Here is a 12,624-nt window from a genome sequence, read left to right as displayed (position 1 = left end):
CTCGTGCTGATTCGCATCGTGCGGCTGCTCATGCAGCCGGGCCGCATCCTGCTGGCCGTCCTGCGGCGCCTGCCGTTCGGCTCCCACGAGCTGCGCTGCGCGCTCGACCTCTATCCGCGGCCGCACTACGCGTACGGCGTCCAGCAGGCGGCCGAGCTGGCCAGGCGGCTCGGCGTCGGCCGGATCAGCGTGGTCGAGTTCGGCGTCGCCGGCGGCGCGGGCATGGTCGAGCTCAACCGCATGGCGGCGCTGGCGACGGCCGCGACCGGCGTCAAGATCGACGTGTACGGCTTCGACACCGGCGCCGGCCTGCCCAAGCCCACCGACTACCGCGACCTGCCCTACATCTGGCGCGAGGGCGACTTCGTCATGGACGTCGAGGCCCTGCGCGCCCGCCTGGGAGCGGCGCGGCTGATCCTGGGCAACATCGAGGACACCGTCGGGGAGTTCCTGGACGGCGAGCACCCCGCGCCCATCGGCTTCGTCTCGATCGACGTGGACTTCTACTCCTCGACGGCGGCGGCGCTCAGGCTGTTCGCCGGCGACCACCGCTACTTCCTGCCCCGCGTGTTCGTCTACCTGGACGACACCGTCGGCGACGACGACCAGGTCATCCACAACGACTACGTCGGCGAGCTGAGCGCGATCCGGGAGTTCAACGAGGACAACAAGGCGATGAAGCTGGCCCCGATCCACGGCCTGCGGCACAAGCGCCCGGTCCCGGCCCCCTGGAACGACAACATCCAGGCGCTGCACCGGTTCGACCACCCCGACTACTCGACCTATGTCGCCCGTCCGGACACCGAGACACAATTGCCGCTGTAATTCCCTGTAACGAAGAAGCGGGCACCGGCGAGAGAAAGGAAAAGAACGACGCGAGGGGGTAAATCTCGCTATGTCCGTTATATTAACCAATAGCCGAATTCGGGATGATGTTCGGCGCCAAATGATCTTCAAAGGGGACGTGTTCCTCTACTCCGCCACCCCCGCCTCGACCAAGCTGATCGAGTTCGCCCGCGAGCTGATCGAGGAGGCGTTCGGAGCACGCGACCCCCAGACCGCCCAGCACGAGATGCCGGTGGAGGACTTCGCCGCGCTGCTCGCCGAGCTCAAGCCCCGCTTCATCCATCATCCCACCAGCAAGAAGCTGATCCGCGCCCTGCTGGAGGAGCTCGGCATGGCGCTGGACGAGACGTACTTCGACGTGCCGCGGCTGCGCACCTCGACCGCCGACCACTACCTCGACTCGGGCATCTCCTACGCCTACCACGCGCACAGGGACTGCTGGTACTCCGCGCCGTTCTGCCAGGTCAACTGGTGGATGCCCATCTACGAGGTGGTCCCGGAGAACGTCTTCGCCCTGCACCCGCAGTACTTCGACCGTCCCGTGCTCAACGGCAGCGGGCGTTACGACTACGCGGAATGGACCGCGGTGAGCCGGCCCACCGCCGCGCAGCACGTCCACAGCGACACCAGGGAGCAGCCCAAGCCGGAGGAGGCGCTCGACCTCGACCCCGAGCTGCGGCTCGTCCCGGAGCCGGGCGGCATGATGCTGTTCTCCGGTGCGCACCTGCACTCCACCGTCGCCAACACCTCCGGCAGGACCCGGTTCAGCATCGACTTCCGCACCGTCCACATCGACGACGTCCGCTCGCGCGCCGCCGCCCCCAACGTGGACGCCGCCTGCCGCGGCACCACCCTGCGCGACTTCCACCGGGCCGACGACCTGTCGCGCATCCCCGAGGAGCTCGCGGCGGCCTACGAGGCCGAGGCGCTGGCGAAGATCACCTGATCCGGGTCACCTGAACCGCGCCCGCGCGGCCTCGCGCAGGCTCCGCCAGCCTCTGTGCCGCTGGAAGGGCAGCTCGAAGACGGACGCGAACAACCACGCCACTCCCACGCTCGCCGGCACGGCCAGGGCGAGCGTGAGGAGGAAGGCGGGCATCCCCGGCGGCACGCGCGGCGCGACCACCAGCCGGTTGACCATGACCACCAGCGGCGCGTGGATCAGGTAGAGGCTGTAGGAGAACGAGCCGAGCCGCCGTACCGGACGGGTGTCGAGCACCCGGACGAGCCAGGAGGGCCGGCCCGTCGCCACGCCGGCCAGCAGCAGGCCGGCGGCGGGACCGACCGCGAGGTCCACCCAGAAGAAGTGCCCGACCACCCACTCCGGACCGGCCGCCACGACCAGCGCGAGCACCGGCAGCGCGGCCGCCGCGGCCAGCCAGTGCCAGGGCGGCCGCCCGGTGCGCTCCGACGCCCGCACCACCCCGGCGCACACCGCGCCCACGGCGAACAGCGCGGCGAACTGCGGGGTCAGCCGCATCAGCAGCTCCACGGCCGGCACGTACGGCGCCAGCGCCCCCACGGCCACCACGACCAGCGTCACCGCGCCCAGCATCACCGCCGCCCCCCACCGGCGCAGCACCAGCACCATCAGCGGGAACACCAGGTAGAGCTGCGCCTCGACGGCGATCGACCACATGGCGCCGTTGGGGCTGGGGGAGCCGAAGACGTCCTGGAGCAGCAGGCCGTAGATGAGCACCGACTGCCCGGTGGGCGCCTGCTGGCCCGGCTGCGGGATGACCGTCCAGGCGATCACCAGGCTGAACAGCAGCGCCGCCCAGTACGGCGGCAGGATGCGCCAGGCCCGCCGGTTGAAGAACGTGGGGATGCTGCCGAGCCGCCAGCCGGACCGGGCGGGCGAGACCGCGAGGGAGAACCCGGACAGCACGATGAACACCACGACCGCGAAGTGCCCGTAGAGCAGCCACCCCGTCCACCAGGGCGCGTCGTTGACCGGGAACCCGGGGAACGACAGCAGCCAGCAGTGGTGCAGGACCACGAACAGCGCGGCCAGCCCCCGTAACCCGTCGAGCCCGGCGAGCCTGCTCCGTGTCGCCGGACGCTCAGTTGTCAGCCCCACCGAAAGCCCCCGTCGCCGTAGTCGTAGGTCTATCGCGGCGATCACGTCCGATGTAACCGATCTGGGGGGATGTAACGTCTGCCAGTGATTGGGCGATGGTCCGCTATAGGGCAAGTTCGCTGATGCGGGGGAACGTACCAAAATGGAGTTCTGGAAGGCGATTCTTGGTCTTCTCCGACGAATTCTGATAGGCCCGCCGCTGATCCTCCTGTCGATCCTGGTGGGCGGCGTGGTGTACCTCGTCCTCCCGGCCCACTACACGACCGACGTCTCCCTCGTCCTCGCGACCCCGGTGAACGGCGGCACGGTCAACAGCGACAAGACCAAGCAAGGGCTGACCAACCCCTTCCTCTCCTTCAACGACGCGCTCAAGACCGGCGCCAGCATCGTCATCCTCGCGATGAACACCCAGGACGTCTGGACCGAGCTCGGCGCCCCCAAGGACGGCCCGACCGAGATCACCATCGACGACGGGCGCACCAACCCCAACGTCCTGGACATCAACGGGCCCTACATCTACATCAGGGTGGACAGCGAGTCCCCGCGGCAGGCCACGACCGTGCTCATGGCGGCCCGCGAGCGCGTGGCGAGCGAGCTGTTCAAGTGGCAGAAGACGCTCGGCGCGCCGCCGAACACCTTCATCACCTCCACCGACATCGTGCCGCCGTCCAAGCCCGAGGCCGACCACAGCGCGAACTGGCAGGGGGCGATCGGCGGCGCGCTGCTCACCCTGTTCCTGGGCCTCGGCATCGCCTACGGCGTGGTGGTCCGGCGCGAGCCCCGGCAGCGCCGGCAGCCCGAGCCCGCCGCCCCGGCCGCGCCTCCCGCCGCCGCTCCCGTTCCGATTCCGGTGCCGGCTCCCGTTCCGGTGCCGGCTCCCGTTCCGGTGCCGGCGCCCGAGCCGGTCGAGGTCCAGGCGGCCGAGCCCGCCGAGCTCCCGGTCCTCGACGAGGACAGCTCGGCCACCATGGAGTTCCCCGCCTACCGGGCCGGCCCGCTGTCGCCCGTCCCGGGGCCGAGGAAGGCGAACCAGGACGACGGCGAGAAGTGAGGGCCCGCCATGGACTTCTGGGCGACGGCGAAGATCCTGTTCAAGCGCTGGTACGTGACGGTCCCCGCGTTCCTGCTCACGGTCGTCACGGCCCTCGGCGTGTTCGCCGTCGCGCCCAAGACCTTCATCTCCAGCTCGGCGCTCGTGCTGACCCTGCCGGTGACCGGCGGCAGCGTGCCGAGCGACCCCAAGTTCCCCAATCCGCGCACCAACCCCCTGGTCTCCTTCGACCAGGGGCTCAGCATGACCTCCTCGATCCTCATCCAGGCGCTCAACACCCCCCGGACGGCCGCCGAGGTCGGCGCGCCCATCGGCGGCGACGTCACCCTCAAGATCACCAGCGGTGGCACCAACCCCGAGCTGATGCCCGCGACCCCGTTCATCGTGATCATCTGTGAGGCGCCGACCGCCGAGCTGGCCCACGGCATCGTCGTGAAGGTCACCGCCCTGGCCCAGAAGGAGCTGCGGGCCCGGCAGCAGCAGGTCAAGGCGCCGCCCACCACGTACGTGACCGCCACCGTCGTGGTGCCGCCGACCGCGCCCGACGAGAAGAAGGGCAGCCGTATGCGCAGCGCCGTCATCACCGGCGCGCTGGCGTTCTTCATGAGCCTGTTCGCCGCCTTCGCCGTCGAGAGCCTCGCCCGGCACCGCCGTTCGCGCCGCCGGGCCGGCGGCGGTGCCGTGCGGTTCGAGCCCGCGCTCGCCAACGGCGCCAGGACGCCGGCGGGACACGAAGGATGACCGCCGCCGTCCTGCCGCGGCGCGCCGACGGCGCCACCCTGGCCTGCCTGTTCGTGCTGTTGCTGCTGATCCTGCCGGCCCGCCTGGCGGTCGCCGGGCTGCCGCTCTCGCTCACCCCCGCCGAGATCATGGCCCTGTTCATGGGCGTGGTGTGGGTGTGCGCCCAGATGGTCGGCACGACCGGCGTCGCCAAGGGCGGCAACCCCGTCCGCACCTCGATCTTCGTCTACGGCATGCTCCTGCTGGCCGTCTACGGTTACACGACCTACCGCTACCTGCCCTCCGACGAGCTCAACCTCGCCGACCACACGCTGGTGCTCTACCTGGGGTACGCGAGCCTGCTGCTGGTGATGTGCGACGGGATCGGCAGCCGCGAACGCCTCGACTTCGTGCTCAAGGCGGTCGTCATCGGCGGCACGTTCGCCGCGATCGTCGCGTTGCTGCAGTTCCGGCTGGACTTCGACCTGACCGAGTACATGCGCGTCCCGGGCCTGCGCCACTCCTCGGTCGAGGAGGTGCCGACCGTGATCTCCCGGTCCGACCTGCGCAGGGTCGCCGGCACGCTCGGCCACCCGATCGAGTTCGGCGCGCTGTCGGCGATGCTGCTCCCGCTGGCCGCCCACCTCGGCTTCCAGGCGCGCAGCCGGGGCCAGGCCGCGACCCGCTGGTGGGTCTGCGCGGCCGTCATCGCGGCCGGCCTGATGTTCTCGGTCTCCAGGACGGCCGTGCTCGGCCTGGCCGGGGCCGGGCTGATCCTGCTGCTCGGCTGGTCCAACCGGCGGCGGATCGTCACCATCGGCGCTTTCGTGGTGTTCCTGGGCGTCATGAAGGTGCTGGCGCCGGGCCTGATCGGCACGTTCTACAACCTGTTCGCCGGCGCGGGCGAGGACAGCAGCGTCATCTACCGCACCCACGACTACCCCTTCGCGATGCGGGAGTTCGCCAAGAGCCCGTTCTTCGGCCGCGGCCTCGGCACCTGGTACCCCTTCAAGCATCAGGTGTTCGACAACCAGTACCTGCTGTCCCTGGTGGAGACCGGGGTGGTCGGCGTGCTGGGGTTCGTCGGCGTGATCGGGTGCGGGATCGTCGTCGCCCTGCGGGTGCGCCGGATGAGCACCGACCCGAACGTGCGCAACCTCGGCCTGACCATCGCTGCCTGCCTGGTGATCCCGCTGCTCGGCGCGGCCACCTTCGACCTGCTGTCCTTCCCCGGCATCACCAGCGTGCTGTTCCTGCTCGTCGGCGCGGCCGGGGCGCTGATGCGGTTCGAACGCCGCGATCAGGCGGCGAGAACGGCCCTGAGCTCCTTCCACGTGCCCGCCGACCTGTCGCGCTCGCTGATCGCGGTCACCGGCAACGGCCACGGCAGCGCGAGGTCGGGGTCGTCGTAGCGGACGGCCAGGTCCTCGGCCGGGTCGTGCTCCCTGTCGATGCGGTAGCAGACGTCGGCCTGCTCGGTCAGCGCCTGGTAGCCGTGCAGCACGCCCGGCGGCACGTACAGGTTGGCGAAGGTCACGTCGTCGAGCCGGACGGCGACGTGCGAGCCGAACGTCGGCGACCCGGGCCGCGCGTCCACCAGGACGTCCAGCACCGCGCCGCGGGCGGCGCGCACCAGCTTGGCCTCGCCGCGCCCCGACCGGCCGTGCATGCCCCTGATCGTGCCGAGGCGCGAGCGCGACTGGCTGTCCTGGACGAACGCCGTGTGGTCCAGCCCGTGCTCGGCGGCGATCACGGCGTCGAAGGTCCTGGTGAACAGGCCGCGGTCGTCGTGGCTCGGCGTCGGCACGAACAGCAGCGCGCCTTCGAGCCCCAGTCGCTCGACTCTCATCGTGTTCCTCTCCTGTGGAAGGGCCCGTGGTTACCGTGGAAGGGTCCACGGCTCCTGTGGAAGCACCCGCGGTTTCTGGGAAGGCCCGCGGTTCAGCCCGGCAGGGCCCGCAGCCGGCGGGACGGCCTGAGCAGGGCCACGACCGAGGCCCTGGCCGTACGCCGCCCGGCCGCCGCCCGCATCGCCTCGCCGAGCAGCACCGCCAGGTAGAAGCCCGCGGTCGCGACCCGGCCCCGGCGCCGCCGGAACAGCCGGACGCGGTTGACGGTGAGCAGCGCGGCCAGCATCGGGCTGGTCTTGGCCTCGCCGCCGATGTGCTCGACCACGGCGGCCGGCTCGTACCAGAGGGTCCAGCCGGCGTCCGCGGCGCGCAGCGCGTACTCGGTCTCCTCGCTGTAGAGCAGGAAGGACTCGTCCCAGGGGCCGAGCCGGGCCAGCGCCGTGGCCGAGACGAGCATGGCGGCGCCGGTGGCCCAGTCGGCCGGCCCGGGACGATCGTAGCGGGCCGGATCGACGACCATCTCGCCCAGCGTGCCGATCCGGCCCGCCAATCGGCCGCCGACCAGCGACTCGGCCAGCGCGCGGCGTACCGCGGGCGTGCGGCGCAGCGAGTGGTGGAGCACCCCCTCGGTGCTGACCAGCCGGGGGACCGCGATGCCGGTGCCGGGCCGGTCGAGGGCTGCGGCCAGCACGGCCAGCGAGCCGGGGCGCAGGCGGCAGTCCGGGTTCAGGACGAGCACCGCGTCGAGGTCGTCCAGGTCGAGCGAGGCGAGCCCGACGTTGATCGCCGCGGCGTACCCGGCGTTCCGGCCCACCTGAAGGGGCCGTACGGGCAGGCCGGCGGCCTGTTCGGCGATGGCGAGCGAGTCGTCCTTGGAGGCGTTGTCGGCCACGACGACGTCGGTGAGCCGGACCCCCTTCGCGCCCTCGGGCAGGGAGGCCAGGCAACCGCCGAGGACCGGCGCGCTGTTGTAGGTCACGATCACGATCGCGACTCGGGGAGAGCCGGGCGTCACATGTCGCCATCGGCGGCCGGGAATGGATCGTTACAGGTAACAGAAGGCACTGATGAGGCGATGAGGAGGTAGGGGCCGGGTGTCGTAGGAGACGGAGACACATTCCATGCAGGATCTGCAGGCTTTCACCTTCCACCGGGACGAGCTGTTCCCGCTGGCGGACAAGTACTCCGAGCAGTTCCGTACCGCCTCGCCGTTCCGTCACGTGGTCATCGACGACTTCCTGCCGCCCGAGGTGCTGGAGCCCGTCCTCGACGAGTTCCCCGAGCCGCGCGACGCCACCTGGCAGCGGTTCGACAGCGCGCGCGAGGTGAAGCTGGCGCTGGCCGACACCGAGCGCATGGGGCCGGCCACCCGGCGCCTGCTGGCCGAGTTCAACAGCGGCGTGTTCGTCGAGTTCCTGGAGCGGCTGACCGGCATCACGCAACTGGTCTCCGACCCGCACTTCGAGGGCGGCGGCCTGCACCAGATCCGGCCCGGCGGCTTCCTGAAGGTGCACGCCGACTTCAACCGCAGCCGCCGGCTCAACCTCGACCGCCGGCTCAACGGCCTGCTCTACCTCAACAAGGACTGGCAGGAGAGCTACGGCGGCCACCTGCAGCTGTGGAACAAGGACATGACCGAGTGTGAGGGCAAGATCCTGCCGGTCTTCAACCGGTTCGTGCTGTTCGCCACGACCGACGACGCCAACCACGGCCACCCCGACCCGCTCACCTGCCCGGACGACCGGGCCCGCCGCTCGATGGCGCTCTACTACTACTCCAACGGCAGACCCGACGACGAGGTCACCGACGACCACACCACGCTGTTCAAGCAGCGGCCGGGCGAGGCGTGGAGGAGCAACCTGCGCCAGGTCGCCAAACGCTGGACGCCTCCCGCGCTGGCCGACCTCGTCGGCGGCCGGAGGACCAAGGGCGAGTGAGGCCGTACGTCCGAGGGGGCTGGTGCCTCGTCGCGGTCCTGGTCGTGCTGCTGGGCGGCTGCACCGGGTCCCCCGGCGGGCCCGAGGTCACCCGGTCGCCCGCCGCGGCCACGTCCAGGCCGGGCACGCCGTCGCCGTCGAAGCCGGCCGAGCAGGGCTGGCCGGGCGCGCACAACACCGGCGTGCCCGAGGGGATGGCGCTGCGCAAATCAGGATCGATCCGGGTGACCAGGAACGGCACGGTGATCGACGGCGTCGAGGTGACCGGCTACATCACGGTCGAGGCCGACGACGTGGTCATCCGCAACACGCGGGTGCGCGGCACCAAGGGCTGGTGGGGCATCCTCCAGCGCGAGGGACGCACCGGCCTGACGGTCGAGGACACCGAGATCTTCGGCAACGGCAGGGCGCGCACCCAGTTCGGCATCCTCAACCAGGGCAAGCTGATCACGATCCGCCGCGTGGACGTCCACACCATCTCCAACGGCATCCTGACCCAGCAGGGCCTGGTCGAGGACTCCTACGTGCACGACCCGAAGTACTACTCCGGCGACCACACCGACATGATCATGTCCACCGGGCCGCCCGCGCCCGGCACCGAGCTGGTCATCCGGCGCAACACGGTGATCAACACGCTCGACCAGACCGGCGCCATCGCCCTCTTCCAGGACTTCGGCGTGGTCAAGGACGTGACGGTCGAGGGCAACCTGCTGGCCGGCGGCGGCTGGTCGCTGTACGCCGGGGCCGGGGTGAAGGGGAAGTCGTCCAACATCAAGGTGATCGGGAACGTCTTCAGCCGCCGCGTCTGGCCCAAGGGCGGAGCGGCGGGGCCGGTTTCATATTGGGATAAAGACGGGCCCGGAAATCGGTGGCAGGGGAACACCTGGGAAAACGGCGGCACTGTGACGCCGGGATGACGCCTCTCTGTCGGATTTGCCGCGATAGATGAGAAACATGAGCTTGTTGTGAATTTGGAGGATAACGAGTTTATTTCGGTAAAAGGCACCACTTCTTCTTTCGGCATGGCTACTCTCTCCCCTTGGGGGACTCGGACTCGGCCACGATCGGAAGGAGTCGCCTGTGTCGCGGCATCGAAGAGGGAAGAGACGTACCGGCTGGTTATCCCTGGCCGGGGTCTCCGTGGTGGCGCTGCTGGCCGGCGGGTACGGCCTCGTCGTCTCCGACGTACTGGAGCCCCGGGCCGTCCTGACGGAGGCCAGTGGGGCGAGCGGCGCGGCCTCGCCGCAGGCCGCCGCCGGCCGGCGAGCCCGGCCGCGTCCCACCACCCACAAGCCCCGGCCCACCAGGACCCGGAGCCAGGAGCCCAGGTGGTGGCCCAGGCGGCCCACGAGGAAGCCGACCGCGCGCCCGACGCGCCGTCCCACCCACCCGCCGACGCACCGCCCGACGCCGACCGGCACCCTGCCCGGCACCCCACCGGGCACCCCGCCCGGGACGCCCACGACGACGCCCACGGTGAGCCCTCCCGCCACGCCGACCGTCACGGCCACCCGCACCCCGACCCCCACGGGCACGCCGCCCAGCGAGTCGCCGACCCCGACGCCCACCAAGACGCCCACCGGCACCCCGACGGCGACCCATACGGCGCCCCCCACGGCCACCAAGACCCCGCCCCAGACCCCGTCCCAGACGCCGACCCAGACCCCCACCAAAACCCCCGCCTCCACCCCGCCCCCCGGCGGCGGCGGCCGGCCCGGGGCGGGCAACACCGGCGTCCCCGACGGCACCGACCTGGTCAAGAAGACCGGCTCGATCGTCATCAAGGAGGACGGCAAGGTCATCGACGGCTGGGACGTCACCGGTGACATCACCGTCGAGGCCGACAACGTGACCATCCGCAACACCCGCGTCCGCGGCCAGAGCGACTACTGGGGCATCCTCCAGCGCGAGGGCTTCTCCGGCCTGAAGGTCGAGGACAGCGAGATCTTCGGCAACGGCAAGGTGCGCACCCAGTTCGGCATCCTCAACCAGGGCAAGCTGATCACGATCCGCCGCGTGGACATCCACACGATCTCCAACGGCATCCTCACCGACCAGGGGCTGGTCGAGGACTCCTACGTGCACGACCCGAAGTACTACTCCGGCGACCACACGGACATGATCATGTCCACCGGCACCGCCGCCCCCGGCACCGAGCTGGTCATCCGGCACAACACGGTGATCAACACGCTCGACCAGACCGGCGCCATCGCCCTCTTCCAGGACTTCGGCGTCACCAGGAACGTCACCGTCCAGGGCAACTTCCTGGCCGGCGGCGGCTGGTCGCTGTACGCGGGCGCCGGCCGGAAGGGCCTGTCGTCCAACATCAAGGTGATCGACAACGTCTTCAGCCGCAAGGTCTGGCCGAAGGGCGGCTACGCCGGCCCAGTGTCGTACTGGGACGCGAACGGGCCGGGCAACGTCTGGAAGGGCAACTCCTGGGAGGGCGGCGGCGCGACCATCATGGGCACGGACTGACCCCGGCGAGCCCGGGCCTCAGCTGCGGACCGCGATGACCGACTTCACCAGCCCGGCCAGCCGCTCGAAGCGCAGCCGCGACTTGGGGAAGTAGTGCCGCATCTCGGTCACGCTCAGCAGCTCGACCTCCATGGCGATCATCCGGGCGGCGTCCCGGTCGGAGGTCGGCGTGTGGACGAGCGGCCAGCGGCGCAGGATCGTCGTCCGTGCGGCGAGCGGCAGGAACTGGAAGCCGGGGAACAGGAAGTGCGGTTCGACCGGGAAGTACCGGTAGGGCGTCTGCACCCAGTGGCGATCGGCCATCTCGTGCACGGTGTCGGCGAACCGCTGCCGGCGCTGGTGTCCGCCGACGTGCTCGATGACGGCGTTGGAGAACACCAGGTCGTAGCGGCTGCCGCGGATCGCGGGCGGCAGGTCGCAGGCGTCGGCGACGTCGGCCCGCAGCCAGGACGGCAGGTCGGCGGGCGGCTGTTCGAGGTTGACGATGTGCACGTGCGCGGGCCTGACCGGGGCGCGCATCCAGGCCCCGGCCGTGCCACCGAGGTCGAGGACGTTCATCCGGTCGAGGTCGGGGAAACGGGCGGCGAACCATTGCCACCTGCGTGCCCGCGCCTTGGCTCCCAGCGAGTCGGGAGCGTCCACGAAACGACTGCGCAGGGCGTTCAGGCGGCTCATAAAGGCAACTCCTCCGGCCGGAATAAGTAGCCCCATGCTCGCAGAATTTCGCCCGTCCGGCTAAGAGGGCCTTTCTTCGTGACATTCTTGGGATGCATACCAATTGACCGTCCGGCGCAACCCTTCGTCCAATTCCGTGGCAGGGCGCCAGCCGAGCCGGTCCGCCGCCGGGACGATGTCGGCGACCTGCGTGATGTCGTGCGGACGGTCGGGCGCGACGCCGAACTCGGGCCGCGTGTCCGCGCCCGTGATGCGGTAGAGCCGCTCGACGACCTCGTGGGCGGCGGTCCGTACGCCGGTGCCGACGTCGAGCGTGTGGCCGACCGCCTTGTCGGACTCGCCCGCCAGCACGAACGCGTCGACGACGTCGTCCACGTAGATCCAGTCGGCGAGCTTGGCGCCCCTGGTCAGCCGGGGACGTTCGCCGCGCAGCAGGCTGAGCGTCACGTACGGCACGAGCTTGGTGGTGTCGGGCTGGGCCGGGCCGTAGACCATGCTGGGACGCAGCACGGTGACCGGAAGGTCCCAGAGCCGGTGGTAGAGCCGCGCGTAGCCGGTGGCCGCCCACTTGGACATCGCGTACGCCGACGAGGGCGGCGCATGGTCGTTGCCCGGCCGCGGCTCCTCGATCGAGCCGGTGAACACGGTCCGGACGCCGTGCTCGCGCGCGGCCGACAACACGTTGACCGCGCCCACGACGTTGCTCTCCAGCGTGGCCCGGACGACCTCGTCGCCGCGCGACCCGGTGACCTCGCCGGCGAGGTGGAACAGCAGGTTCGGGCGTACCGACCGGAACAGCCGCGCGGTGTCGCCGGCGTCGTCGAGCCGGGCCTGGTGCCAGATCTCCCCGTGGCGGGCCTGCTGTGGCCGCCGGCTGACCGCGTGCACCTGCGCGCCGAGCACGCGCAGACGCGCGGCCAGGTGCGATCCGATGAACCCGGCCGCACCCGTCACCAGCACCACGGCCTCAGGCCAATACGACATCGT

General features: G+C 70.7%; 13 protein-coding genes. 8 read left to right on the top strand and 5 right to left on the bottom strand.

The genetic code is table 11. The features are described 5' to 3' along the window. The first annotated feature begins 3 nt into the window (after positions 1-3). Together ACIBK9_RS02085 and ACIBK9_RS02080 are read left to right on the top strand one after the other, a co-directional pair. Positions 4-825 carry a hypothetical protein gene (locus ACIBK9_RS02085; protein WP_397154485.1) on the top strand — a complete coding sequence of 274 codons (822 nt, stop codon included), beginning with the start codon at positions 4-6 and terminating at the stop codon, positions 823-825. Positions 826-946: 121 nt separating this feature from the next. Then, positions 947-1,792 (top strand): hypothetical protein, encoded by an 846-nt coding sequence (locus ACIBK9_RS02080; protein WP_387678218.1) that lies wholly within the window; start codon positions 947-949, stop codon positions 1,790-1,792. Between the two features lie 6 nt (positions 1,793-1,798). Here the strand turns inward: ACIBK9_RS02080 and ACIBK9_RS02075 are convergent, their stop codons facing one another. Next, positions 1,799-2,926 (bottom strand): acyltransferase family protein, encoded by a 1,128-nt coding sequence (locus ACIBK9_RS02075; RefSeq protein ID WP_397154483.1) that lies wholly within the window; start codon positions 2,924-2,926, stop codon positions 1,799-1,801. A 142-nt stretch (positions 2,927-3,068) separates the two neighbouring features. Between ACIBK9_RS02075 and ACIBK9_RS02070 the strand changes: the two genes are divergently transcribed. From ACIBK9_RS02070 to ACIBK9_RS02060, 3 genes are read left to right on the top strand one after another with little or no spacing between them, the layout of a single operon-like run. Next, the gene (locus tag ACIBK9_RS02070) at positions 3,069-3,977 is read left to right on the top strand and encodes a hypothetical protein (RefSeq protein WP_397154481.1); all 909 of its coding nucleotides are present in this window, start codon (positions 3,069-3,071) and stop codon (positions 3,975-3,977) included. A gap of 9 nt (positions 3,978-3,986) precedes the next feature. After that, positions 3,987-4,718, top strand: coding sequence for a hypothetical protein (locus ACIBK9_RS02065; RefSeq protein WP_397154479.1), 732 nt, complete (start codon positions 3,987-3,989; stop codon positions 4,716-4,718). Next, positions 4,715-6,109, top strand: a complete 1,395-nt coding sequence (locus ACIBK9_RS02060; RefSeq protein WP_397154477.1) for an O-antigen ligase family protein — start codon at positions 4,715-4,717, stop codon at positions 6,107-6,109. Before ACIBK9_RS02065 ends, ACIBK9_RS02060 begins: the two co-directional genes overlap by 4 nt. On the opposite strand, the gene ACIBK9_RS02055 is transcribed toward ACIBK9_RS02060, so the two are convergent. Then, positions 5,998-6,546: a dTDP-4-dehydrorhamnose 3,5-epimerase family protein gene (locus tag ACIBK9_RS02055; protein WP_397154475.1), complete on the bottom strand. Its 549-nt coding sequence runs from the start codon at positions 6,544-6,546 to the stop codon at positions 5,998-6,000. The genes ACIBK9_RS02060 and ACIBK9_RS02055 overlap by 112 nt on opposite strands. A 92-nt stretch (positions 6,547-6,638) precedes the next feature. Beyond that, positions 6,639-7,562 carry a glycosyltransferase family 2 protein gene (locus tag ACIBK9_RS02050; RefSeq protein ID WP_397154473.1) on the bottom strand — a complete coding sequence of 308 codons (924 nt, stop codon included), beginning with the start codon at positions 7,560-7,562 and terminating at the stop codon, positions 6,639-6,641. Positions 7,563-7,668: 106 nt separating this feature from the next. On the opposite strand from ACIBK9_RS02050, the gene ACIBK9_RS02045 reads away from it, so the two are divergent. From ACIBK9_RS02045 to ACIBK9_RS02035, 3 genes are all read left to right on the top strand, one after another. Next, positions 7,669-8,484 carry a 2OG-Fe(II) oxygenase gene (locus ACIBK9_RS02045; RefSeq protein WP_397154471.1) on the top strand — a complete coding sequence of 272 codons (816 nt, stop codon included), beginning with the start codon at positions 7,669-7,671 and terminating at the stop codon, positions 8,482-8,484. Further along, positions 8,481-9,401: a hypothetical protein gene (locus ACIBK9_RS02040; RefSeq protein WP_397154469.1), complete on the top strand. Its 921-nt coding sequence runs from the start codon at positions 8,481-8,483 to the stop codon at positions 9,399-9,401. Before ACIBK9_RS02045 ends, ACIBK9_RS02040 begins: the two co-directional genes overlap by 4 nt. Before the next feature lie 163 nt (positions 9,402-9,564). Next, on the top strand, positions 9,565-10,962 hold the full coding sequence (locus ACIBK9_RS02035) for a hypothetical protein (protein ID WP_397154467.1): 1,398 nt from the start codon (positions 9,565-9,567) through the stop codon (positions 10,960-10,962). An 18-nt stretch (positions 10,963-10,980) separates the two neighbouring features. Here the strand turns inward: ACIBK9_RS02035 and ACIBK9_RS02030 are convergent, their stop codons facing one another. Both ACIBK9_RS02030 and ACIBK9_RS02025 read right to left on the bottom strand, forming a co-directional pair. Then, on the bottom strand, positions 10,981-11,637 hold the full coding sequence (locus ACIBK9_RS02030) for a class I SAM-dependent methyltransferase (RefSeq protein WP_358290033.1): 657 nt from the start codon (positions 11,635-11,637) through the stop codon (positions 10,981-10,983). Positions 11,638-11,697: 60 nt separating this feature from the next. Then, a complete protein-coding gene (locus ACIBK9_RS02025) occupies positions 11,698-12,621 on the bottom strand; it encodes an NAD-dependent epimerase/dehydratase family protein (RefSeq protein WP_397154465.1) in 924 nt (307 codons plus the stop codon). Positions 12,622-12,624 lie beyond the last annotated feature (3 nt).

The organism is Nonomuraea sp. NPDC050227, assembly GCF_044459705.1.
In the GTDB taxonomy this organism is placed as follows: Bacteria; Actinomycetota; Actinomycetes; order Streptosporangiales; family Streptosporangiaceae; genus Nonomuraea.
The sequence above is the reverse complement of the archived record's forward strand: the minus strand, read 5'-3'. Positions and strand labels throughout refer to the sequence as shown.

Bases quoted from the DNA above. Each gene is read 5' to 3' on its own strand.
- ACIBK9_RS02030 (WP_358290033.1), bottom strand. From the start codon at position 11,637: ATGAGCCGCCTGAACGCCCTGCGCAGTCGTTTCGTGGACGCTCCCGAC.
- ACIBK9_RS02025 (WP_397154465.1), bottom strand. From the start codon at position 12,621: ATGTCGTATTGGCCTGAGGCCGTGGTGCTGGTGACGGGTGCGGCCGGG.
- ACIBK9_RS02060 (WP_397154477.1), top strand. From the start codon at position 4,715: ATGACCGCCGCCGTCCTGCCGCGGCGCGCCGACGGCGCCACCCTGGCC.
- ACIBK9_RS02055 (WP_397154475.1), bottom strand. From the start codon at position 6,546: ATGAGAGTCGAGCGACTGGGGCTCGAAGGCGCGCTGCTGTTCGTGCCG.
- ACIBK9_RS02045 (WP_397154471.1), top strand. From the start codon at position 7,669: ATGCAGGATCTGCAGGCTTTCACCTTCCACCGGGACGAGCTGTTCCCG.
- ACIBK9_RS02070 (WP_397154481.1), top strand. From the start codon at position 3,069: ATGGAGTTCTGGAAGGCGATTCTTGGTCTTCTCCGACGAATTCTGATA.
- ACIBK9_RS02065 (WP_397154479.1), top strand. From the start codon at position 3,987: ATGGACTTCTGGGCGACGGCGAAGATCCTGTTCAAGCGCTGGTACGTG.
- ACIBK9_RS02080 (WP_387678218.1), top strand. From the start codon at position 947: ATGATCTTCAAAGGGGACGTGTTCCTCTACTCCGCCACCCCCGCCTCG.